Below are 22,032 nucleotides of genomic sequence, written 5' to 3'. Positions count from 1 at the left end.
ATTATATAAATTTAACTATGAACCAATGAATTATAAATCGATTATCTTATAAAGCTATCAGATGTTTGTCCACTCCCGCATTGCTTTAATTTATCTTCATTAAGGTTGTTGTAGCCATCTAGTAAACATAAGTTACGAATTTCATAAATTTCTAATCTATCAGCGCGGACACTATAAATTGCTTTTTGCAAGTCTGTACCATTATTGGCTTGGGGATTACCAAAATAATCTGCTGCACGGACAAGGAAATCTTTGTTAAAAGGAGTTATGAGTTTTGCACCACCAACTCGGTTTTTTTGAATTAAGTCGGCTACCATCCCCACTCGCCACTTACCTGGTGCAATTTGTTTTGGCGGATAAACCCGCTTAATAACTAATTGTGATGTCATAACAAGGCTGGGATTTTCAGAGAAAACTTCTGGTGGTGTCATTTCTGCAACTGTGCTTAAGAAACCTTTGCGAAAGTCTTCGGATAAGGCAAAACTAGCTATCCAACTGCTGGTACTAATCTTTTGACTACCACCTTGAGGTGTTCTAATAAGAATTCCTAAATCTGATCTGGGGTTTGCAACTTCTTCGATAGTTTGTGGTGGTAAAGTTCCAGACCAGCTAAACATTGATATCATCGTTTTGCTGATAAATTGGCGAATTGCTTCTGGTTCTCTTGCTAAATCATCAATATTAGTTACTGGTTTACCGTCTATTAATTGCACAAAATTAGGAGGTTTTCTCAGACTGAGTTGGCGAATATTTAGCCCTTGGAATATGAATAAAAGTAAAACTAATATATGTAAACTGAAGGTAGCGATCGCAAAAATTGTTAAAACACTTGCCGTTCTTTGTCTTTTTTCTAATAAACTTACCATTTACTTATCTCCTCCTGCAAAAAACTTCAGATATTATATATGATGATTTGCATCTAGTCAGCAGTCAGGACACTTGCCAATATAAGATTTATCTTTTTTAATTTTGAATTTATTATATCCTTTCCTTTACTAAAGAAGCCGTATTGCTGATCGCACTGAAGACTGCAAAACCGCCAGCAGCAGCCACAAGTAACGATAAAATTGGTGCTAAAATTCCCAGAAAAATTATGAACCACATTAAGTCTGGATCAACATTAGCATCTTGACCTGGCCCATTTACAATAACTGCGGCAGTCAGCACAGCAATAATATTGAATGAAATCTTGGCGATTCCAATAGATAAAAATCCAGTCAGCCATGCAAAAATTGGTTTACCAGCTACAGGGAGTAAAGAGCCACCTACAGCCAGTGGACCTAAAGCTGCTATCAGCAACATAGTCGCTTCTATCAAATTCTGGAAGGCATATTGTAAGGAAACTAAAAAGTTTTTGATGCTCGTTTGGACTGTAGAACCTAACAAAGAATTAAATGAAGTTTCTGATACAATGCCAGTGCCATATCTAATATTATTTATTTTATTTTGTAGTCTAATTATCCAGCTTTTATTTCCGTATGTATCTCTATATTTCTGCCAGAGAATATTGACTTTTTCGGCAGCTTTCTCAAAGCATTGACTTTGTTGTTCACCAGTAAGTGACTGGCAAGGACGCAGAAAAGAACCAGCTACTTCTTCGGCAACACTCATATTCAGTGCTTGCTGATACATTTTATTCGCATCTGCTGTCACCAATACTTGCTGATTCACAGTGTTTAAAAAATTCCGCAATCCTAGTGTCAGATTAGAAAGGATACTTCCCTTGCCTGAATTACTTAAGAGGATCACCACAATAAAAGGCCAAATTAAAGCTGATATGGGACGGGTATATTCGTAGGATAATAAGTCTTTGAGGAATTGTATCATAAAAAATAACAGGGTTCCTACTGCAAAAAAAATACCCAGATTGGTCAGCGCTCCATACAAGTTATTACTGGTATTATTTTGTAATAAATCCAGCCATTGTTTGTCCCAACCTTCGGCAATGCTTTGGGAAGTTGCGGCACCATTATCGAGAATCTGATCAATGCCTACTTGGGCGCCTACTTGGGCAAAAATTAGTTGAATAGCAAGTTGCATTTTCAGTTTATGGGCTGTTTTTTTAGATTTCGTAGGGTGCATTAGGAACGTAACGCACCATCCCGGATGCTTTAGGTGCGTTACGCTGTCGCTAACGCACCCTACAAAACGGTTTTTTAGATTTCCTGTTGGTTTGTAAGAAGTTTAAGGATTTTAAAAATTGGATGGAAAATTAGAGTTTTATTATCCTAAAATCCTACTTATCAACTTTTCTACCAAATAAATCTAGTTGAGAAGTAGCTCGTAAAAGTCGCGCAGCTTCTGTGGATGTATCTACTCTCTGAGCGCGATTCGCCTCTTCTGCCTGTTGAGAAATATTTGCCAAATTTAAATTAGAATATTGCAAAGTCTGCTCCAATTGTGTAGACTTGGCATATGATTCTCCGACAATTTTTATCTGCTCTTTTTGGATTTGAAGTGTTTCTTGGTTAGCCTCTAGCAATACTGCTAAAGCAGGGCCTAATCCTGCTACTACTCCGCTTGCCATTGCTATAGCATTCCTATTATCATTATTATTAAGAGGAGATTGTGGAATATTTCCCTTAAATTTCTGTATCTCTTTGTTTAATTGATTTTCATCATTTGAATCTGCAACATTACTAAGAGTATTTTGAATATTATCTAACTTTAGTTTTGTCCGAGTTTGTCCATTTTTACCAAGAACACCTACCGCTATTCCACGAGTAATTAGACGATTAAGTTCATTACTAACTAAATTTCCCCGGACTGCTGAATTATTTTCAAAGCGGCTTGATTTAGAGTCTGATCTATAAGAGTAGTTAATCAAATCATTACGAACCTGTTGTCCCGCCGCGACGGGGTTAGGTATTTTCAATTCTCCGTTGGCACTATTAAGAGCAGCATTTTGACTCTGTACTTCTAGAGGATTTGAGTTTTCGCTCAGATTATCTTGAAGGTACTGTTGCAAATCTGTGGAATATGATTGAAAATCAGTCCAAACCTGGCCTAATCCCGTCTCAACTTGTGCCATTGCTGGTAGGATTGCCAGGGATAGCAACGTAAAAGTAAAAATGGTAGTTTTTCGCATACATTTGTGCCTGAAAAAGTAGATGAAATTAAGTAGTAAGTCAGAAATTTAGCTTTTTAACTATGATTTATAACTTTTTGAAACACTGTTAACTGCTTACATAACCCGATTAACTACTACGTAGAGTAGCCACTAACTGACGTGCAAATGCAGAAATTGCTTCATATTTATTGCTGTGAAGTTGCATCATTTTACTGCGTGCAGTTTGTTCAGAGGGGTTATTAGCAACTGCTGCCAATTGTTCGTAACCTGGATAGTAACGACAGAATGTATAAATACCGTTATCATCTAGCAGCCATTGGCTATAAACGCCTTCTTTGCGGGGAAAAAAGCTTTCCGACGCATTACGAGAAATAATTTGGCGGGGATACTTTAAGATGTCTGCAAAACTATCCACTGCAACTGGCTGAATGCGTCCAATCAATCGTGTTGTCAGGTTTTGCAAAATTTTAGATGCAGCTTTAGATTTGGCAATAGTATCAGGATCTTGTCCTGATAAGATGACTCTGATACCGGCTTTAGCACCGTTCGCACAAATTCTGCCAACTAAGTCAGAAATTTGCTCGAATTCAAATAAAATTGGTGCTTCATCAATGAAGAATATAGAAGCTGGGCTGCTGAGTGCGCGTCGTAATGCTGCTGAATAGGCACTCAAAGATAGTACGGCTGCATCTTCACTATCTGATAGGTTTCTGAGAGCAAAAACTAAAAGTTGTGCATCGGTAGGAAAGCTGGATGGTGCAGAAATAGCTTGTCCCACGCGGCTAGAAAGCCAAAACCGCAAGCGTAGCTGAATTTGACTGAGGGCGTCTTCTACTCTGCCAGTTAAAGAACTTAGCTGCAAATGTTCTGATGAACAGAAAAACAGAAAATCTTTTAAGGTAGGAGTTTTCAGCCAAGCCTGAGTGCCAAATCCCCCTGCCATCGCCTGTATATATCGCTCTTTTATGCCCTGATCAGCAAAGAAGGCTTCTAATGCTAAGTTGAGCAGCGATCGCACTGTTTGCGATAGAATTTGACTTTCAGTCGATGATCCTAAAACCATTGTCATTAAAGCTGATTCTAGGAAGGCGGTATAATCGTTAAAGCGATCGCGCTGTTGTTCTGGTTCTAGCGATCGTAAGTCTGGTTGTTCAAATAAGTTATTCGATTGTTTCGAGATATCAAAATAGGCTCCATTCCCCTCCATAAACTCTGTGTAGTCAGTGAAAGTAGATGTACCATCGGGTTTAGGGAAATCTAACGCCACTACAGGAATGCCATGCGCCAAAGCCTGAGTTAAAATCCCTGATACCAACACCGATTTACCAGCACGAGTTGTGGCAAACAAAGCTAAATTTTTGTGTTGATTAAATAAATCTAAATGTACGGGTGTTCCGCCTTCTTCAGCAATCAACTCAAAGCCTTGTTTATCCCCCTGTTTAGTTAAAACTAAAGGCATTAATCCAGGAACTTCACTTGTTAAATATAGCTGGCGACGGTTGAAGGGTGTTGCCAACAAACCTTCCCAAACTATTGGTAGAGTTTGCAGCCAAATTTTCCAGGCATACTCAGTTTCCCTAATTACCCTTGCTGGACGTTGAAAACAGTTTTCAATATATCTTGTTGCCTCATCTAATTTTTCTACAGTTGGACGATGTACCAAAATGGCTATGCTCGTATAAATCGGTACTGCACCTTCAAATAATTGTTCTTGTGCTGCTACCGATTTCTTCAACTTTAATTGAGCGTTGACATCAATAGTTTTACTTTTTTCTTGAGCCATGATTGTCGTCATGTTTGACTGTTTCAAGACTCGTTGCAAAGTAGTTTTCACCAATGCTGGATTTGCCGCCGTCAACTCACAAAAAATCTCTGTATCTACTACTCTTTCTCTGGCCAACAGTTCCCATAAATAGCGCAGTTGAGCAGATTTATTTGGCCAACCTCCGGGTTTTTCCAGAAATGACAGTGCGCCAATATAACGATTGTTAACATTAACCCAGCGGCGATCGGCACAAGGTACGCTAGACTCCATCAGCAAAGTTGTGCCGTGGATATTGTCTATTAGCAATTTAGTACTAGCTAAATCTGAATTAACTTGCTCATGTAGTCCTTGTTCATCTAAAGTCATCAACTGGGGAATCTCTATTGGCTCTGTATCATTAAACCTTTTCCATATCTCCTTCCAGAGTTCATCAGCTGTCAAAGGCTTGACATCCAATCCCATTTGGTTAGATAAAATTTGTTCCCAGCGCAAAAAACCCTGTTTGTAAGCATTTGTGATCAAGGTTTCAATGCGTTGGTTTTCTACTTCTGAGAGATCCCCTTTGAATTTCAGCCACCATGATTCAGCTTTAACTAAAAGCTTCTCTATCCAATCGTCTGCATGTTGCGAGTTAGATTCAATGGTGTAAGTGACGTAAATTCGTAAAAATTTCGGCTTCCGAACACCAGAAATAGTAAGTTCTTTAACTCTAGCTCTTTCCGCCATCAACAAATATTTGATATCTCGTGATGGCGCATTTCTGATTAATGTTGCTAATTCTTTTTGGCGCTCTTTGTCGGAACTAAAAGATCCCAAATGCAGTGTCATTCTTTCACCGCTAGGGATATCTTTCAATCCTGCTTCAATGTTATTAAAAAGTGTATCTATTTGTTCAGGTCTTAAAGTGGTATGAATTCCCTTACAGTCAAAACCAAAAACAAAGCAGAACCTATCTTTTTGAGTGCCTTTTGTCAAAAGGTAAGCGCCAATATCACGTCCATTCATTGCGACACGTAGCATTGTCGCCAAGTGTAAGGCATCTTCAAATGGTGTTAATCTACTTTCATTTCCGGCGACGCTGACGCTTTGTTTTCCGATTTTTTGCTTCATGGTTAACTTCCAGTAAGCTTTGATAACGAGCAAAGCCTCTTGTCCAAGCGGGAACACCAATAAATTTACTTAAAAAACTCCAACTCCTACCACCAGTTAAGATCCACCAAGTTCCGATTCCCCAACCAGTCATGAGTATTGTCCACAACCATTTTTGAAACTCTTCTTGGAAAATCCCCCCAAAAATTCCATTGATAATAAAGTAGGAGGCTAAGGCAATTACCGTCCAAGGAAGAATTTGATCAGCAGGGATTGGTCCTAATGAAGGTTGGCTTCCCAGAACCTGATTGACTGGACGAAATTCTTGTTCCCGCTCTTGAGACATTTGAAATATCTGAATTATTTACTGCCCTTGTGGACCAATTACAAAGCGTGTGAGTACATCAGCAATGGTAACAGCAACAACGACTAATAGGGGAGTTCTGGCAATGCTTTGCCAATCTTCATCTTTACGCACTGCGTTAATCACACCAACCAGAGAAATTGCAATATAGAGTAAGTAAATCGCCCGCAACACATTAAATATCAAACTTATTGGTACCTCACTACCACCACCATTTGTTGCTGCACCACCTAAGTTTCTTTTGAAAAACTTTTCAGCTTCCCCAAAAAACTGTGCTTGTGCGGGGGCTGCAAAACAGTCTAACCAATATAAACTCAGAATAATCGCTGCTGCTAAAATTTGTAATAATATTAGCGATCGCCTTGGTAAATTCACCTGCTGCCCAATTTGCTGGGTAATGACTGCAATTAAACTACCAACTAGTAAACAAAAAAGCAGGATAGGACTTTTTAGGCTGATAACGCTTATAAATACAGCACAAGCAATCAAAAAAGGTATAGATTCAACCAGAATCATCAAGCTGGATTCCAGTCCCGGTCTTAACTTCTGAGATCCTTTGACAGCGCTACCAGTTAAAGCTTTGAAAAAGTTTCTCTTGTGAGAACTTTGTCTAGACATTTGCTAATTTTCCTATAATGTACTTGAGTGTTGGTTGTCTAAAATTTTACAATTATTTCCAATTTAACATGATTGAATACTCATTTTTCCTCAACTTATAAAGTTTAGCAAAGTTCTATACTATACATAAATTCGTATTAAGTTAAGTTAAGAAAGCATTAATATTTATTTAATAAGTATGAAGGTACGAGCGTCACCCGTAGGGCTTGCCGCCAGGCATCGCTAATTCCCTGACAAATCTGACTTCATCGTTTAAGCTCGTTAAAACTCGTTATTATCTCACCAGAGTCATACAATAACGATAGTTACAGCTTCTATAGAAAAACATTTTATTCTCTCCAAGCAACCGTTTTGTAAGATATTATCCTGATAGGATGTACTACTAACCCAAGTTGCCAGTTATTGATTCAGGGTTGCCAGTTATTGATTCAGGCGATCGCAACGAGATTATTTAACGAGATCATTTAAGGAATAAAGTCCCCTCCAGAGAAAAATTAGAAGGGGTTTATGTTGAATTAAATTATTACCATCTATGCTATCACTGATGACCTCTTAAAGCCGATTGGGCATTATTAGGCATTTCATATGATGTCTGGCAAATTACTTGTGATTCGTGGGTGACCTCTCAAGAGCAGCCCTTCCCCTAGTAGGGAAACTCGGGCCCCTACGAAGTGGGGATTAGAGGTATGGAGCCTATAGCTTTAGCTATAGCCGGGGTGAGGTTCTCTTAATTATGGGCAATTAAACGGAGATAATCTCAGATTAATTATGTATAAATTATTACAATAGCACTGATTGCAGCAATTTTCTTTCCATTTTAGGAAATTTAGTTTCTCCGACTGTCTATAATTACTTTCAGATAGCCACGCTTCCTGACTATCTGGAAGTAATAAATCAACATTTTTCAAATCTACGCTCTACTATTTATTTTACACGCAGATTATCTCGCTCTTAAGGTGTAAATTTAAATACAGTTCCTTTACCAGAACCGCCACCAGCAGAGGCAGTACCGTAAAAATCAGTACCGACCGGAATTAGCGTTGACTCTGGCGTTGCCCCATTAGTGGTATTAAAACTAATCAACTGGGTGATAGTTGAAGTAGTTCCAACATTCAATCGATAAACAACTCCTTTGTTATTTGCCCCGCCAGTAGAAGCTGTGCCATAGAAGATACCACTGCTTGCTCCTGGTGTAAGCGCAGCCTTTGGGTTGGCCCCATTAGCGCCATTAAAACTGGCAACTAAAACGGGTGCACCGATAGGATTAGTGGCTGTTCCAATTGGAACTTTGAATATAGCACCTACATTGCTGGCTCCACCTAACCTAGTAGTACCGTAGAGGAATCCGCTAGATACAATTAATCCAGACTCTGGACTTGCCCCATTAGCGCCAGTAAAGCTAGAAAAACTATACCTAGTAGCAATAGGATTAGTAGGAGTGTACTTGAATACAACTCCTTTATTACTTGCTCCACCTAAAGAGGCAGTGCCATAGTAGCTTCCATTGGTAGTCACCAGTTGCAATCTTGCTAATGGGGTTGCTCCATTAGTACCGGTGAAGCTGATTACAGTGGTGACTGGACTGCCACTCAGCACAACATTGAATATAGTTCCTTTACTACTGGCCCCACCTGCCGAGGTTGTCCCCCACAAAACCTTGCCAGTGCTATCCGCAATCAGTCGGCCTGCTGGGTTAGCTCCATTACTGATGCCAGTAAAATTTACAAGAGTTGTCAGACCTGTAAAAGCTGGTGATGCCAAGCTAAACAATGTGCCGAGGTTACTTGCGCCACCTGTAAAGGTCGCCCCATATAAATTGCCATTGCTTGCCTGGAATAATCTAGCGATTGGATTAGTCCCTCTGTTGGGTAGGGCTGTTCCCGTAAAGTTGATCAGTGTGGTCAGAGTACTGAAACCGGTACCACTCAACTTGAATGCACTTCCGTTGTTAGATGAGCCACCAGCAGAAGTGGTTCCATAAAGATTGAGATCCTTACCCTGAAATACACCAGCTCTTGGCGCAGATCCATTAGCACCGTTGAAATTTGCAACAGTAGTCAATGATGCAGCAACAGCTTGATGCAAAGGCAATACCAATGGAGAAGCCAAAACAGCCAGGGAAGTTAAAATTGATACCCTGTTTTTGTTTTGACGTTGTTTGTCCAGATTAGTCTTGTTCATTTAAAACCTAGAAAAAATTTGATGAGACTGGATATAGCGCTTAAGTCAATAACGTAAAATTGACCTCGTTGATGACTTCGTTTAGTAGCATAGATAACTATTTTTTTTTTAGATGTCGTGATCAACACAAAAAATGGGAAAAAACCCTAAATTCTGACAAAATAAAGCTTTTTTATGACTTTGGTGAGAGGATAATCTCAAATGCTTTTAAAACAATACTTTTACGAAAAATATTTAATGATTACTCTAATTGGTATAGATAGCCAAGCGATCGCTTGGCTATTAAATTAACCCCTCGTCAAATTAAAGGTGTCCAAAACAGACATCCAACCCATCCAGCCCCAATACGCTTGGGTTAAGCCCGAAATCTTTTGTAGAGACGTTCGTTGCCTTGCAACGTCTCTACATACCTAAAATCAATATCAAAAATCCTTAACCCAAAAGTATTGCATCCAGCCCTGTTTACTGCTGGGACACAAAAGCATCTTATTTAACCACATCAAGAGCTTAAAGAGGAGTTTCTTGAGCAAAATTTTTATCCACTTTGAAAGGGCTAATACTATAACTTACCCATTGACATAAAACACTAAATATGAAACATAGGTTTCTGGTATAATAACTAGATTTTTCAGCTATTTTTTTGCGACGTCTGGGTTGGGCTACGCCTATGCAACTAATAAAAGGATGATTGATAAAATGCTAAAACAACGTATTTTTGTTAATACACGCGCTGATTAATTTGTCAACTGCATAAACTCTATTAAATACTTATTAACACCTCTAAAAAAAGCTTAATTAAGGAAAACCATATATAAGCGAAAATTTTAGATTTTACTCTGGAGAGAGAATAAAAAAGTGCGACAAAAACCACTTTTAAAACACCTCTAAATTCCAGAAATATATTTAAGTTTTTTAATCATTTCATAATGCAATCATTACTTTAACTTTACCTTGAGATTATACTGTTGATTTCGTTGGCAAATTTTAACAGCTATTAGCTACCTAACAGATTTGTGAAATACTGACTTTCTTTACTTAGCACCTTAGCGGTAGCTTATGGCAAACTGCTGGGCATGTACATTTAAAGATAGTGATTTTCATAATCTTAGATAAAATTGCCATCCCAAATAAGTAAGTAGGTAGAATTAAACATGGCTTTTTAAAAGGGAATAAGAGACTGAGAATGGGAATTGAGGTATGACTCATAATACCTATTAACCACACTCCCCGATAATAAAGCCCCTCAATATTTATTTCTACAAACTTACTTATAAATGGAGAGTTTTTAAGTAGCAAAGAATCATGTGATAGGGTCAATTAGCAATAGCTAAATGCCCTCTAAATCTTTGAAAGCTTTACCTTGAGTTTACTCTACATTCTTCAGAGCTTTGTGAAAACTTTTGATTTACTGATAACCTTTATAAGGCAAATCTTTTGTCATTATATAAGGTTATTTCTAATCACCAGTTTGACACTTGATTTTGATTTGATAAGGTGTTGAACCGGAAATTAATTTGAAGGAGCTTGACATGGCTTTTTATCCTAATCGTCCATTGACCTATTTGGCAAGTTCAATTTCTGTACTTGCTATAGCAACTGGTTTAGTAGTAGGTCAAACTACTACTCAGAAATCTCTAGCTGTGACCTCTATAGGTAATGGTGCAGGTGCAAGTACTGTAAGTGCTTTATTTGCAGCTCTAAAATCGAAGTTCGCATTCACATATACTGCAAATGGTAGTGGCGCAGGGTTAAAAGCTTTTTTCACTCAAACCCCACCAGCTGGTACTCCTCGCCCACTCGCTTTTGCAGCTAGTGACGACCCCGTAGCAGGAACAGAAAAAGTTACTGGGGGTCGTGGTTACGTCCAAGTGCCTGTGGTAAGTGTCGGAATCACATTAGCTTTTAACACTATTGGTCTACCAGCAGGACTTAAGCTTTCACGAGCTAGTTACTGTGGTATTTTGAACGGTAGCATCAAAAATTGGAACGATAAGAGCATTAGTGCAGATAACGGTCGCCAAATAGCACTCAATCTACCCATCAAAGTTGTACATCGTGCTGACTCAAGTGGTAGCACTTTTGTTTTAAGCAGTCATCTCAATGCTGCATGTAAGACTCCAGGTGTTCCAGCAGCTAATATATGGAAGGGAGGAGTGGGTACAACTGTTAATTGGACAAGCACTTTCCTTAGCGCTACTGGTGGCGGAAAGGTAGGCGATGTGATCGCAAGTACTAAAGGTGCAATTGGTTATGTGGATAATGCAACCCGTTTAACTAAAAAGCTACCTGCTGCACTCTTACGTAACAAGGCAGGTAACTATATTGCTGTTTCACCAGCTTCAATTACAGCGGCTATTAAAGATGGGACTGTTGTAACATACGGTACTAATAAGCAGCTGACTAGGATTGATAATTTGACCGATCCCAAGAGTGCAAGTGCTTATCCCATTTCCGGAGCAACTTATTTGTTGTATTACTCAGACTTAGACTTTAAAGGGTTCATTACAGCTGCAAAAGCTTCAGCTCCATCTCTCGGATATGGTTCTGTTCCGTAGGTTTATAAATTAACCTAGCAGACTATCAGAGAAAAGGTGTTGACAAAAATATGAAAATTCTGCCTCAGGATTATATTTACAATCCTGGGGTTTTATTCATAGCAATTCTCGTTTGCATACAACACGCTGTAGGGGCGCAAGACGTTACGCCCCTATGAAAGGACTATATTTTACCCAACGATTTGCTAGGGTTTTAAACTCGTTGATTTGGAGCTGCTGTCTTACAGAACAAGGCAGGTACTTACAATCCCATCTCACCAACTTCAATTGGAAATGCTTTTGTTGGTACGACTGACCAAGATGGAAGTCCTCGGCGGATTAAACTCGTAGTCATTGATCCAACAGCTGCAAATGCTTATCCCATTGTTAACGCAACTTACCTGCTATTTTATGACAAATACGCAGACATTAAGGTAGCAAATGGGATTAAAGGATTCATCGCCTGGGCTTTAGGAACCACCGGCGCGGACGATATAGCTAGAGATCCTGGCTATGCTCCTCTTCCAGCTGCGATTAAAACTCTGTCTAAAGGTGTTGTCAATACTTACGTGAATGATGTCTTGAATCCATAATTGCGTGAATACCGTTTTTGGTTTTAACCGCCTTTGTCTTCTTTAGATTTATAAATATCTTAGACAGGATATAAAGATGATGCCCCAGGATTATATTTACAATCCTGGGGATTTATTTAGGCGATTATTTATGTCAATAATTCGTAAAGATGCTCTTAATTTTTAGAAAATATAAGGCAATAAATAAATGGGTATAAATAAATATCAGAGAGTTTGTGATTGCGATCGCTCTTAAAGGATGTTTGAAAAGTATCGTTATTAATATCAAAACCCTCGAAATCTAACCCACCTAGCCCCCTTCCCTATGTTAGCGTTGGCGAACGCAAGAGCCTCTCTAAGAGTTGCGGCACGAAATGCGGGAATGGTGATATTGTCACCAACAGTGATGGTAAGGCAGATAATTCTTGTTGTCCAAGCTGGTTATGCCCAAGCCGCAGTGCATCAGAGCGTTGCAGGAATTGACCTGTCGGCGAACAACCAAGATAAGGCAACTTCTACTGGCACTTTCAAGCCTGGTTTGGTTCCATCTTCGCACCATTTATTATCATTAATGGCATCTGGTCTGCCATTAATGATAGCAATCATAATAATGCTCCAGCAGTTTACTCCTCATTCTTGGGTGCTAATGCTGATCAGGTAGATCATATTTGTCTGTTAGGGAATAGCACCTTTGGCTTTGAGGATTTAACAAGTGCTGGTGACAAAGATTTTAACAATGTTTTTGTGCGAGCTAATTTGAGTGCTGTCTAGTAATTTTAGGAGTTTATAACCACCAAAAAAGGTGAAGAAGGCAGTCTTGGGATAACCGAATGGATGAATCTCCCAACTGCTGTGGGCTTGTACTCCTTTGGAGAACCCGCATGGTAATCTGGGGTTGGGCACTGACTACAATCTAAAAATAAGGATTTGAGCAAACCGAAAACAGTGCCTAGTTTACTTTATAAGATAAGGCGAGCGCACTAAGTATTTATTCTTAAGTTTTAATTAATTTTAGTAATAATTAGAACTAATTAATCAACGTATTTAGTTATCTAAAAGTCGGAATTTAATACAACCTTACTGTTGTTAGTAGCCTAATATCTATGGATCAGAGTAGTTGAAAAAAGTTCAACCGTCAACTATGTTATAATGTTATAATTAGATAGTTGAGAAATATTTTACGGTCATGTAACTGACTATAATAGACGCCTCTCCGAATCTAAATCTCTACACCCTTAGATTGTGGAGGTGTTTTATGTTAGTTGATATTGGCAATCTATCCTTTTAAAGATGAGAGTCTTCAGCATTGCAAAAATGAAAATTTTTAGTTAGCCAAACTGTATTGGAATACCTCGTGTAAAACTGGTATATCTCACTGTCCAAAAATGTGCTAAGAAGAACGGACAAGTTTAATGTGTCACAAGCCCAAATAATATACGGTTAGTACTTGAACTTATGGCAACGGATATAATTACCCGTCCTGAATCCCTAACAGAAGATTGTTTCTTTACTTACGCCCTTGGGACTGATTTACACGATGCTAATTCGACAGCCCAATATTTACGCAGAATCAGGAAAGAAGATAAACCGTATATTGACATAGCTGTTTCTCCCAGACCTGGCTATCGGTTTGAGGTTTGCCTTATCCCTGTTGAAGGGTTCGCTAAAGAAACAATATTGACAAAAGATGGGTTCGCCAAAGCTTTAGCGATTATTTGTGCTGTATCTAACAAAGCTAGGAAGCGATTCCCCTCAGGAAATGGACAAGAGATTGTCCGGTGTCAATTTAGCAACTTAGCTGATGCAGTCGCTGTTGCGAACAGATTGTCTGCATTACCCTCTAATATGTATGAAACTCTTGCCAAGCTGCCAAATGCCTTGTGATATCGCGTCCGCTTGAATATTTATTATTTAAGACTGACACAAAGACATTTTAATGGTAAGTAACTAGACGGACTAGAGATAAAAAACTCAATAGTTCATATTTCATCTATTCAGAAAAGTCTTGTATAACAAGCCTTTTAACCTGAATGTACAATTTTCCTGTTTTTGTACAGTGACCCATAATTCAAAGTGAGTTTTTTTTATGCCTATAAGTCCTTTACGTGAAGAACCTCGTAATCAGCGAGCGCCTGTAATTCGTACAAGTAATGAGTTTATTCTCTTGGAATGGCTAAAGTCAACTGGTCGTCTAATCGAGCGTGAACATCAAGAATCTGAGTATCTAAATGAAGTAGAAGAAATTTCAGAAATGATCGACCTTGACGATATCCCTTACGATCATGACGATGATGATGCTGATATGGATATTGAAGCCTAGCCCTGGCGAATGAAATTTGTGGCTATACAAACGAGAGCTACACCGACCTGGGCTAATGGAAAATTAAGAGTTTGAAACCCGCGCAGGCGGGTTTTGACTGTGTAGATGCGGCTATAAAAGACTTCCAGTTAAAAAAATATCCTATCGTAGGGGCGCAAGGCCTTGCGCCCTTACAAATGTACAAATAATTTTAGATAATTTATTTTTTGTCAGTCCCTAAACCGCAGATTTCAGGTTAAATTAACTATTTGAGTAATAGATAAAATAATTGTCCATTGCTAACTGTGACACCAGCGCGATCGCCTGCTAATTTCCCAGTCCCTAAAAAATAATCTACCCTACCTGCGCCTTTAATTGCACCTCCGGTATCTTGATCAAGAACATAGCGACTAACGATGCGCTCCTCCATTTTTCCAGTAGGATTAACAAAGGGAATAGAAGTGCGAATCAACGCTAAAGCACCAGGAGGCATGAGGGATTTATCTGTAGCGATAGAACGCTCTGCTGTTAGTGGTACATTGATAAAACCTTGGGCTGGCTCACCGTGGTTTTCTTGAAAAAAAACAAAACTGCGATCGCGCGGAATATAAATATTTAATTCTTGGGGATGCTTTTGGAAATAGTTGAGAATAATTGGCATAGTTATACCTTCTAGCGGTAATTTGCCATCATTCACTAATTCTCGCCCGATGCTTTTGTAGTTATAAGCGTTATTACCAGCATAGCCGATTGTTGTTTGAGTCCCATTGGGAAGCTGAAGTCTTGCTGAACCTTCAATTTGAGCTAGATATGGTTCGAGGCGATCGCGAAACCAAAATAACTCTAATCCTCGCAATTTCCCTTTTGCGCCTTGTAAACCATCTGCTCCTTCTAATTCCAGGCGTGTCGGATGAGGCTTAGACCAGAAGTTTAAATCAGGAGGTAATCGATAAACAGGATAACGATATTCTGGTGTAGGGACGCGACTGGCTGCGTAAAGCGGTTCATAATAGGCGGTGAATAAAACGGAACCTTTATTGTCTTTACCAACTGACTGGTAAAGAACAAATTCCCGCTCGATGGCTTGATGTAATTCTGTTGCAGAATTAGTTTTTAATAGGAGTTCGCGGAATCTTTTCAAGCTTTTGAACACGTGATCGCGTTTAATCTCAGCTACCTGATAGTTTTGATAAGCAGCCACAGCATTAGCTGTTTGCAAATATTGGAGACTGCGAGCGATCGCACTCACCAGTGCCTTTTTGTCTGGTATTTCTCCATACAGAACTTCATCTAAACAAGAGGTATCACCCTGACAACAAGTAACTGGTAGTCTTTGGATTAATACTGCTTTTTGCTTTTGTATAAATGCATTTTGATTTTCAGCAGTCAAGGAAACTGGTATATCCCACTTTTTCACACGACATTCTGGCGGACTGAGTTCTTGATGCGCGAAAGATTGCATCCGTATCAGCAAAATCGACAAAACCACAGGTAAGCTGAGCCAGATAACTTTATTAAACTTTCTTAACCTAGCAAGTGTATTTTTCATCAAAATTCAAAATTTTTGCCTTCCCATACTCCACCAAATTGTGGTTTATGTCATTAGTGTTAATGGGTTGTGAAAGTTCGCACTCAGCAGATATAGCCCTTGAAATTGAGCGATTTATCACTTACTACGAACCTCTCAAAATTAATCACACAGACTACTAATACAGTGGGCGCGTAGATCCAGCTATTATCTCAATTAACCAGACTTAACAAGGGGCAAAATCCCTTGTTAAAGGTAGGCAAAATACTGCCACAGTTTACTAGATAGATGGCAAGAAAGCAAAACATAATCAAAGATTATTTGTTGTTTGTTTTTGACGCCAGTTGCTACAACTGAGAAAAACTCTCAAGCCACTAGCTCAACAATTTACAATTCCCAATACCTTATTCATTCATATTACGGTAAGTGGCAACTGCTGAAGGCGATATGCGGTTCAAATATCGGAATATCCAGTATTTGAAAATGGTATCTAAAATCACTGGAAATGTGGCAATAAATAAGAAGATAAAATCTCGATTTGCTGGTAATCCCCAATGACGCGATACACCTTCTAGAAGTACTTCCCACCCATGAGGAGAGTGGAATCCTACAAATATATCGGTAAACAAAATGATGATAAATGCCTTGGCACTATCACTAAGTCCATAGACAATATTATCAAAGAAATCTTTGAGTACAGCAATAGAAGACTTGCTGATAACCAAAAGCCAGATAAAAGCACCCACCGAAAAAATATCTGCAAAAACATTTTTGATAGCATTAGAGCTTTCGTGACGAAATTCTTCAGCAAGCTCTACAGCCTTATTTGTCATTTCAATTTCCATCTGTTCAGACGACAGTGGAGGGGCATTTCTAATGAAATTTTCAAACTTGAGCTTTTCTTCAAATTTTTGTAATTCTGCAAGGGCTTCCTCTTCCATTTCTGAATTGAGGAATATCTGCATTTGCTCACTGCTTCTAAACCGCTCAACAGATGGGCCGACTACGAAAGCTTTTGCTATCTGATGCGTCAAAAGTGGTACGATAATTAATAGTAAAATAAATCTGATAGATATTATTGTTCTTCTTTGAGCCTGACGAAAATTCTGAATTACTTCTTTTTCAGAATTAGGATCTAATTCAACTTGCAGACGAGTGATAGTACTTAAAATAGAGCGCGGTAAAACGCCTGTTGTATCGACTTTACGCAGTTTTGGTTTTTTATGCGAGTCTTGAGTTGGTATTTTGGGTGGTAACGTTGGAGTATTGACGAGCAACGACTTGTTGTCCGATATTACAGAGTTAACTGGTAGATTTGCAGGTTTGACTACTAAAGCTTTAGAAGTTATTTGATCAGAATTTGTTGTGTATTTGGATATAACTTGATCGATAAAGTTTAGCTTTTCCAAAATCAAAGAAGGACTTGGATGCTCTATACCTGCTTTCTGAGCAGCTTTTTGATTTTCTTCATTTAGAAACCAACGGCTTGCTCTAAACTCCGTCAGCCGCATTCTGACAATTTTTAATAGCTTCTTGAGGTCTGACTCAAAATAATCCATCACACTGTTACTGTACATGGCTGAGTCAGTGTCTATTTTATTACCATTGAAATGCTTATTTTCTATTTCCTGAATCTTTAATGCTGCATCGTAAGCTTCATGTAAAGAACGTTCAGGAGTTTGTAAGTACCGTCGATAAGCAGCAAGTAAGAAAGAATAGATTTTTTGGCTAAAAACAGAATTTTTCATTGCAGACAATCATCCAGCATTATTTGGTGATTCTTAACCTTAAGTTAACGCACGAGGTATACTAGCAAATCTACAAGGAGAAAGTTTGTGGTTTCTCATTCGGTTTGGATTGTTGGCACTAGCCGCAGTGGTAAGACGGCTCGCTTGGTAGAGCAATTTTGTAATTGGGTACAACCTGAAAAACAGCTTACTGAATCATTTTATACTAAAAAACCGGGACAAAAAAAAGGCGATGGCTTCTCTACGAGAGGCTTCGCCAACGCCAAGGGCGAACGCATACCGGAATTTTTATATCTTAAACAAACAGAGCCAGGAGTTTTAGTCTTAGCTGCCAATGATGATAATCGTCGAGAATTGGGAGATATAATTGTTACATCTACCTTAGGAAAATATCCGGTTCGTGCCAAGACACCGCTAGGTTTTTTCCAGGATGAAGTTATTTTATTTTGGCCGTTGCTAATTAACTCGTTGAGCCTGAAGGCACAGTTTCCGGTAAGATTGCGACCAGAAACGGAACAAGAGTTAGCAACCAAACTCTGGCGTCCCCAATTAGACGAAGAAATTTTACGGATTGCGGGAGTGAATGAGTCTCGATTAGTGCGTCGCATTCTAGACTTATTGCAATTAGCAGCTTACAGTGGTGTACATTGCGAAGATATTGCCCAGATTTTGGCAAAGGGTCTGGGGGATAATACTACAACTTTAGAGCCGGAATTTCTAGCCTCTTTGCTCCTAGATTGGCGTAACTGGTGTTTAGAGAGGGGGTTACTAACTTATGGGATTATTACCGAACTTTATAGTCAATATTTGTTAAGCGATCGCAATTACCAGCAGCACCTAACTAAACGCTATCAGGCGGTACTGGCGGATGATGTAGATGATTATCCTAGCGTAGCGCGTCTTTTGTTTGAATTGCTGTTGGATCAAGGCGCAGTCGGGGCGTTTAGCTACAATCCCGATGGCGCAGTGCGATTGGGATTGGGAGCAGATCCCAACCATCTAGAAGGGTTAGCAGAGCGTTGTCGAGTAGAAATCTTAACCGGGCCGCCTTCAGAGTCCCTTGGAGAGGAACTTACTAAACAGATGGTGGAATTAGTCACAGAACCGATGGTACTGTTGAGTTTACCAAAAATGGTGCATTCAATTCAAACCACCTCCCGCGCCCAATTATTGCGGCAAACAGCAGAGGTAATTGCTAATACCATCCAATCACAGCAAGTGCAAGCAGAAGAAGTGGCAATTATTGCACCAGGTTTAGATGCGATCGCTCGTTATACTCTAGTAGAAATCCTGATCAAGCAAAACATCCAAGTAGAATCGCTCAATGACCAACGTCCCTTAGTTAGTTCACCTGTCATTCGCGCCTTACTCACCATGCTGGCACTAGTTTATCCCGGCTTGGGACGCCTGGTAGATCGGGATGCTGTGGCAGAAATGCTGGTTGTATTGAGCAGGAAACAACAAGCACTAGAAAACTCCTTACTCCTAACAGACGCGATTAATCGCGTCTCTACTGATATTGACCCGGTACGGGCTGGTTTAATTGCAGATTACTGCTTTGTACCGCATCCTGATCGCCCCAACTTGCTACCAGTGTCAACCTTCGAGCGCTGGGATAGAATCGGCTATGCGGCGACTACAGCCTATGGTGAGATATTACAGTGGTTAGAACAGCAGCGATCGCAACAAGAACTGCGTTTAATTCCCAGTCCCATTTCCCTCTTAGACAGAGCAATTCAGCGCTTTTTGTGGAATGGTAGCAATCTCCCATACGAACAACTAGCAGCATTACGGGAATTATTAGAAACCGCCCAACACTACTGGGAAATTGACACCAGGTTACGGCAAATTGCCCCAGATGAGACAACGCCTTACACAACTATTATCGAATTCATTCAATTACTGCGACGTGGTACTATTACCGCCAACCCTTACCCTGTGCGCCCCATCGGTGGAGCCAGAAGGGCTGTTACCTTAGCAACTATATTTCAATATCGATCTAGTAGGCGATCGCACCGCTGGCATTTTTGGCTGGATGCTGGTTCACCCCTGTGGGCCAAAGGTGGGGCGGCGACTTTGTTTGGTGCGCCGTTTTTCCTGCGAGACAGGTTAGGCGAACCTTGGACAGCAGAAGATGAGAAATTGGCAGAAGAACAACGACTGCGAAGGATTTTGACCGATTTACTATCTCGTGTATCCGAGAGAGTTTATTTGTGTCACAGCGATTTAGCAGTGAATGGACAAGAACAACTAGGGCCGCTATTACCTTTAGTGAATGCCTGTGTAACGCATTCCGTTATATAAAGCTTATCCAAAGTTCTGTAAATTCGCATAATAATTAATCCGCTATTTTAGCAGTTTCGTCTCAATTATTATAAGTAATATCACTATTATTTGAGGTTGTCCAATTCTTGAATAATAATGATCATAAAAAATCAGTAAAGAGGGCGAGCGACTCTCGCCCTCTCTCCTCCTCAAAAGTAGCGATTATCAATTTTTTGAGTATTTCAAATGATTGATAAAAGGCACTTTATCTTCACCTCTCACTGATGCTGGTGGACTGTCCGTTCGCCGAAGAATGGCGGCTGGCTCAACGTCAACGTTGAGCAATCATCTGAGTGTTCTTTAAATAACGTTTGGTTTGCGGATATTTTACGCGAATCACTCCTTTTTGTCCAAAATTCAATAGTCGAGAATATTTATTATTTCTTCTCTACGACCAAAATTCAAAATTTATTTGCAAGTTAAGATTGACTCAATATCATTTTATCAATCATATCTAATATATCCGGGTCTATAGTCATATCAAACTTCCTGGCAAATAATTTTTCTGATTCTCTAATTTTATCAAAATCATTTTTTTCTAAAATTTTGGGGTGACCAGAATAATCAATAGTCCACTCTAAATATGTTAAGGAAGTGTTAATAATTTTTTTCTGAAAAGGTGAATTTACAATTAGAATCTGGTAAAACAATTCATCTGGACAAAAACTGTAATTAAAACGGTTAACAAACTTAGGGTTTTGCTTCACAAAATCATTTATCCATTTTATGCATTCTCCTGTTAAGCACCAAAATGCTGAACCTCCATAAAGAGCAAAACCTTCAGGCAATTTACGTCTTTTCGGTACAAGCGAAAGCAACAATGAATATAAGAAAGAGTTAATACGAGATTTAAACTCACGCTTTTCAGGGATACGATAAATCTTATTGTTCCAACGGATATACCAACATTCTAATCTTGTTAAACCCCCATGCCATAGAGCATAAGGTAGTGGGAAATACTCTATAAATTCTTTACCTTTATTCTCTTGAAAAAACTTTTTAATCTGTTCATTTGACTTAATCAAATAGTCTTGACCCGATAAGTGTATAATATAATCGAAGTAAATACCTGTTTCAACTATTGATTTTATTCCTTCAAGACTAGCTCTGACAATATCAAAACTTCCCCATGCTAAATGGTATCTCTTTATGAAAGAGACATTTGGAAAATCCTTGAGTTGAGTCAGTACATGATGATAAATTTTATAGTCCGCTTTTTTATCTATATGTATAAAAAATGAAACATCATCTGTGTTTAGTTTGTAAATAAGACGTAATAATTGTTCCGGATATTTATGCGCCAAAATTATATATGCTATTTTCATGAAAACTGCCTTATTAGATAAATCAACTTTTTGAATATTATCTTACCTCGACTTTATCCATTTTTTTCGTAACGCGATGCCTGCGGCAAGCCACTAAAAAGTGTCTACGCTATCGCTGAAATCTGTGTGGGACAGTAGTTTTACTTTTTTAACTTCATCGATAATCTGTGACGTGGAAAAAGTATTTGCGAAAAAGCCAGAGTTTTTGCTGGATAAAGAAAAGCGAGTTCTTAATTTTGGATAAAGTCGAGCTTACCTGATAGTTTTATTATTTTCATCAATACTAGGACTTACGCTAATCCTCCAAGGAACGCTCCTATGGTTTCGACAGTGATGGAACAGTATTTGACGTGCCAGATTCTGAAGCTAAGGCCAGAATATTTGGATACCCAGGCTGCCGTCCGGGTACGCAAGCTCATAATCCCCAAAGTGCGCCTGGTACAGGGAAATTGAAACTGGAACACATTTAATTGTTGATCCACTCTTGTGCCCTTAGCTAATAGGTGAGCTAGTCAAAATCAAAAAGTTACTACGATCAGTGATAGAGAAAATGTTACTAATGTGGGGTAGAGGTCTACATTCTTGTTTTTTTTGAACTATTTGCAGCCTATAAC

At 39.1% G+C, this 22,032-nt stretch carries 16 protein-coding genes and 1 pseudogene; 7 read left to right on the top strand and 10 right to left on the bottom strand.

All coding sequences use genetic code 11. From position 1 onward, the window contains the following. Nucleotides 1-41 precede the first annotated feature (41 nt). The 7 genes from V7K49_RS32830 to V7K49_RS32800 form a co-directional block, all read right to left on the bottom strand. Nucleotides 42-866, bottom strand: a complete 825-nt coding sequence (locus V7K49_RS32830; protein ID WP_334868059.1) for a hypothetical protein — start codon at nucleotides 864-866, stop codon at nucleotides 42-44. 112 nt (nucleotides 867-978) lie between these two features. Then, nucleotides 979-2,040: a hypothetical protein gene (locus V7K49_RS32825; RefSeq protein ID WP_335209393.1), complete on the bottom strand. Its 1,062-nt coding sequence runs from the start codon at nucleotides 2,038-2,040 to the stop codon at nucleotides 979-981. Nucleotides 2,041-2,236: 196 nt separating this feature from the next. Further along, nucleotides 2,237-3,088 (bottom strand): hypothetical protein, encoded by an 852-nt coding sequence (locus V7K49_RS32820; protein ID WP_335209391.1) that lies wholly within the window; start codon nucleotides 3,086-3,088, stop codon nucleotides 2,237-2,239. Between the two features lie 109 nt (nucleotides 3,089-3,197). After that, nucleotides 3,198-5,945 carry a hypothetical protein gene (locus tag V7K49_RS32815; protein WP_335209390.1) on the bottom strand — a complete coding sequence of 916 codons (2,748 nt, stop codon included), beginning with the start codon at nucleotides 5,943-5,945 and terminating at the stop codon, nucleotides 3,198-3,200. Then, nucleotides 5,899-6,270 (bottom strand): hypothetical protein, encoded by a 372-nt coding sequence (locus V7K49_RS32810; protein ID WP_273766249.1) that lies wholly within the window; start codon nucleotides 6,268-6,270, stop codon nucleotides 5,899-5,901. The genes V7K49_RS32815 and V7K49_RS32810 overlap by 47 nt, the downstream gene beginning before the upstream one ends. Nucleotides 6,271-6,288: 18 nt before the next feature. Continuing rightward, nucleotides 6,289-6,906 carry a hypothetical protein gene (locus V7K49_RS32805; RefSeq protein ID WP_334868051.1) on the bottom strand — a complete coding sequence of 206 codons (618 nt, stop codon included), beginning with the start codon at nucleotides 6,904-6,906 and terminating at the stop codon, nucleotides 6,289-6,291. Between the two features lie 951 nt (nucleotides 6,907-7,857). Continuing rightward, a complete protein-coding gene (locus V7K49_RS32800; RefSeq protein ID WP_335209389.1) occupies nucleotides 7,858-9,087 on the bottom strand; it encodes a choice-of-anchor tandem repeat GloVer-containing protein in 1,230 nt (409 codons plus the stop codon). A 1,529-nt stretch (nucleotides 9,088-10,616) separates the two neighbouring features. On the opposite strand from V7K49_RS32800, the gene V7K49_RS32795 reads away from it, so the two are divergent. The 5 genes from V7K49_RS32795 (at nucleotide 10,617) to V7K49_RS32775 (ending at nucleotide 14,513) form a co-directional block, all read left to right on the top strand. After that, nucleotides 10,617-11,642 (top strand): substrate-binding domain-containing protein, encoded by a 1,026-nt coding sequence (locus tag V7K49_RS32795; protein ID WP_335209388.1) that lies wholly within the window; start codon nucleotides 10,617-10,619, stop codon nucleotides 11,640-11,642. A 933-nt stretch (nucleotides 11,643-12,575) separates the two neighbouring features. After that, a complete protein-coding gene (locus V7K49_RS32790) occupies nucleotides 12,576-12,854 on the top strand; it encodes a hypothetical protein (RefSeq protein WP_335209387.1) in 279 nt (92 codons plus the stop codon). Beyond that, the gene (locus V7K49_RS32785; RefSeq protein WP_335209448.1) at nucleotides 12,755-12,964 is read left to right on the top strand and encodes a DUF4114 domain-containing protein; all 210 of its coding nucleotides are present in this window, start codon (nucleotides 12,755-12,757) and stop codon (nucleotides 12,962-12,964) included. The genes V7K49_RS32790 and V7K49_RS32785 overlap by 100 nt, the downstream gene beginning before the upstream one ends. Before the next feature lie 684 nt (nucleotides 12,965-13,648). Then, entirely contained in the window at nucleotides 13,649-14,077 is a 429-nt protein-coding gene (locus V7K49_RS32780; RefSeq protein WP_273766245.1) for a hypothetical protein, read from the top strand. A gap of 202 nt (nucleotides 14,078-14,279) precedes the next feature. Next, complete coding sequence (locus V7K49_RS32775) at nucleotides 14,280-14,513, top strand: DUF3134 domain-containing protein (RefSeq protein ID WP_179074150.1); 234 nt, start codon at nucleotides 14,280-14,282, stop codon at nucleotides 14,511-14,513. Nucleotides 14,514-14,757: 244 nt separating this feature from the next. On the opposite strand, the gene mltA is transcribed toward V7K49_RS32775, so the two are convergent. Together mltA and V7K49_RS32765 are read right to left on the bottom strand one after the other, a co-directional pair. After that, nucleotides 14,758-16,041 (bottom strand): murein transglycosylase A, encoded by a 1,284-nt coding sequence (gene mltA, locus V7K49_RS32770; protein ID WP_335209386.1) that lies wholly within the window; start codon nucleotides 16,039-16,041, stop codon nucleotides 14,758-14,760. Nucleotides 16,042-16,424: 383 nt separating this feature from the next. Next, entirely contained in the window at nucleotides 16,425-17,777 is a 1,353-nt protein-coding gene (locus V7K49_RS32765; protein ID WP_335209385.1) for a proton extrusion protein PcxA, read from the bottom strand. Between the two features lie 78 nt (nucleotides 17,778-17,855). Here V7K49_RS32765 and V7K49_RS32760 point away from each other — a divergent pair, with 78 nt between their 5' ends. Beyond that, complete coding sequence (locus V7K49_RS32760) at nucleotides 17,856-20,072, top strand: recombinase family protein (protein ID WP_335209384.1); 2,217 nt, start codon at nucleotides 17,856-17,858, stop codon at nucleotides 20,070-20,072. A 440-nt stretch (nucleotides 20,073-20,512) separates the two neighbouring features. Here the strand turns inward: V7K49_RS32760 and V7K49_RS32755 are convergent, their stop codons facing one another. Beyond that, entirely contained in the window at nucleotides 20,513-21,418 is a 906-nt protein-coding gene (locus tag V7K49_RS32755) for a beta-1,6-N-acetylglucosaminyltransferase (RefSeq protein WP_335209383.1), read from the bottom strand. 332 nt (nucleotides 21,419-21,750) lie between these two features. Here V7K49_RS32755 and V7K49_RS34850 point away from each other — a divergent pair. Continuing rightward, nucleotides 21,751-22,001: pseudogene (locus tag V7K49_RS34850) on the top strand (IS4 family transposase); the annotation flags it as partial. Nucleotides 22,002-22,032: the final 31 nt, after the last annotated feature.

It is taken from the genome of Nostoc sp. (genome assembly GCF_036919675.1).
Lineage (GTDB): Bacteria > Cyanobacteriota > Cyanobacteriia > Cyanobacteriales > Nostocaceae > Nostoc.
The sequence above is the reverse complement of the archived record's forward strand: the minus strand, read 5'-3'. Positions and strand labels throughout refer to the sequence as shown.

Bases quoted from the DNA above. Each gene is read 5' to 3' on its own strand.
- V7K49_RS32820 (WP_335209391.1), bottom strand. From the start codon at position 3,088: ATGCGAAAAACTACCATTTTTACTTTTACGTTGCTATCCCTGGCAATC.
- V7K49_RS32780 (WP_273766245.1), top strand. From the start codon at position 13,649: ATGGCAACGGATATAATTACCCGTCCTGAATCCCTAACAGAAGATTGT.
- V7K49_RS32800 (WP_335209389.1), bottom strand. From the start codon at position 9,087: ATGAACAAGACTAATCTGGACAAACAACGTCAAAACAAAAACAGGGTA.
- V7K49_RS32825 (WP_335209393.1), bottom strand. From the start codon at position 2,040: ATGCAACTTGCTATTCAACTAATTTTTGCCCAAGTAGGCGCCCAAGTA.
- V7K49_RS32805 (WP_334868051.1), bottom strand. From the start codon at position 6,906: ATGTCTAGACAAAGTTCTCACAAGAGAAACTTTTTCAAAGCTTTAACT.
- V7K49_RS32755 (WP_335209383.1), bottom strand. From the start codon at position 21,418: ATGAAAATAGCATATATAATTTTGGCGCATAAATATCCGGAACAATTA.
- mltA (WP_335209386.1), bottom strand. From the start codon at position 16,041: ATGAAAAATACACTTGCTAGGTTAAGAAAGTTTAATAAAGTTATCTGG.
- V7K49_RS32790 (WP_335209387.1), top strand. From the start codon at position 12,576: ATGGTGATATTGTCACCAACAGTGATGGTAAGGCAGATAATTCTTGTT.
- V7K49_RS32815 (WP_335209390.1), bottom strand. From the start codon at position 5,945: ATGAAGCAAAAAATCGGAAAACAAAGCGTCAGCGTCGCCGGAAATGAA.
- V7K49_RS32810 (WP_273766249.1), bottom strand. From the start codon at position 6,270: ATGTCTCAAGAGCGGGAACAAGAATTTCGTCCAGTCAATCAGGTTCTG.
- V7K49_RS32775 (WP_179074150.1), top strand. From the start codon at position 14,280: ATGCCTATAAGTCCTTTACGTGAAGAACCTCGTAATCAGCGAGCGCCT.
- V7K49_RS32830 (WP_334868059.1), bottom strand. From the start codon at position 866: ATGGTAAGTTTATTAGAAAAAAGACAAAGAACGGCAAGTGTTTTAACA.
- V7K49_RS32795 (WP_335209388.1), top strand. From the start codon at position 10,617: ATGGCTTTTTATCCTAATCGTCCATTGACCTATTTGGCAAGTTCAATT.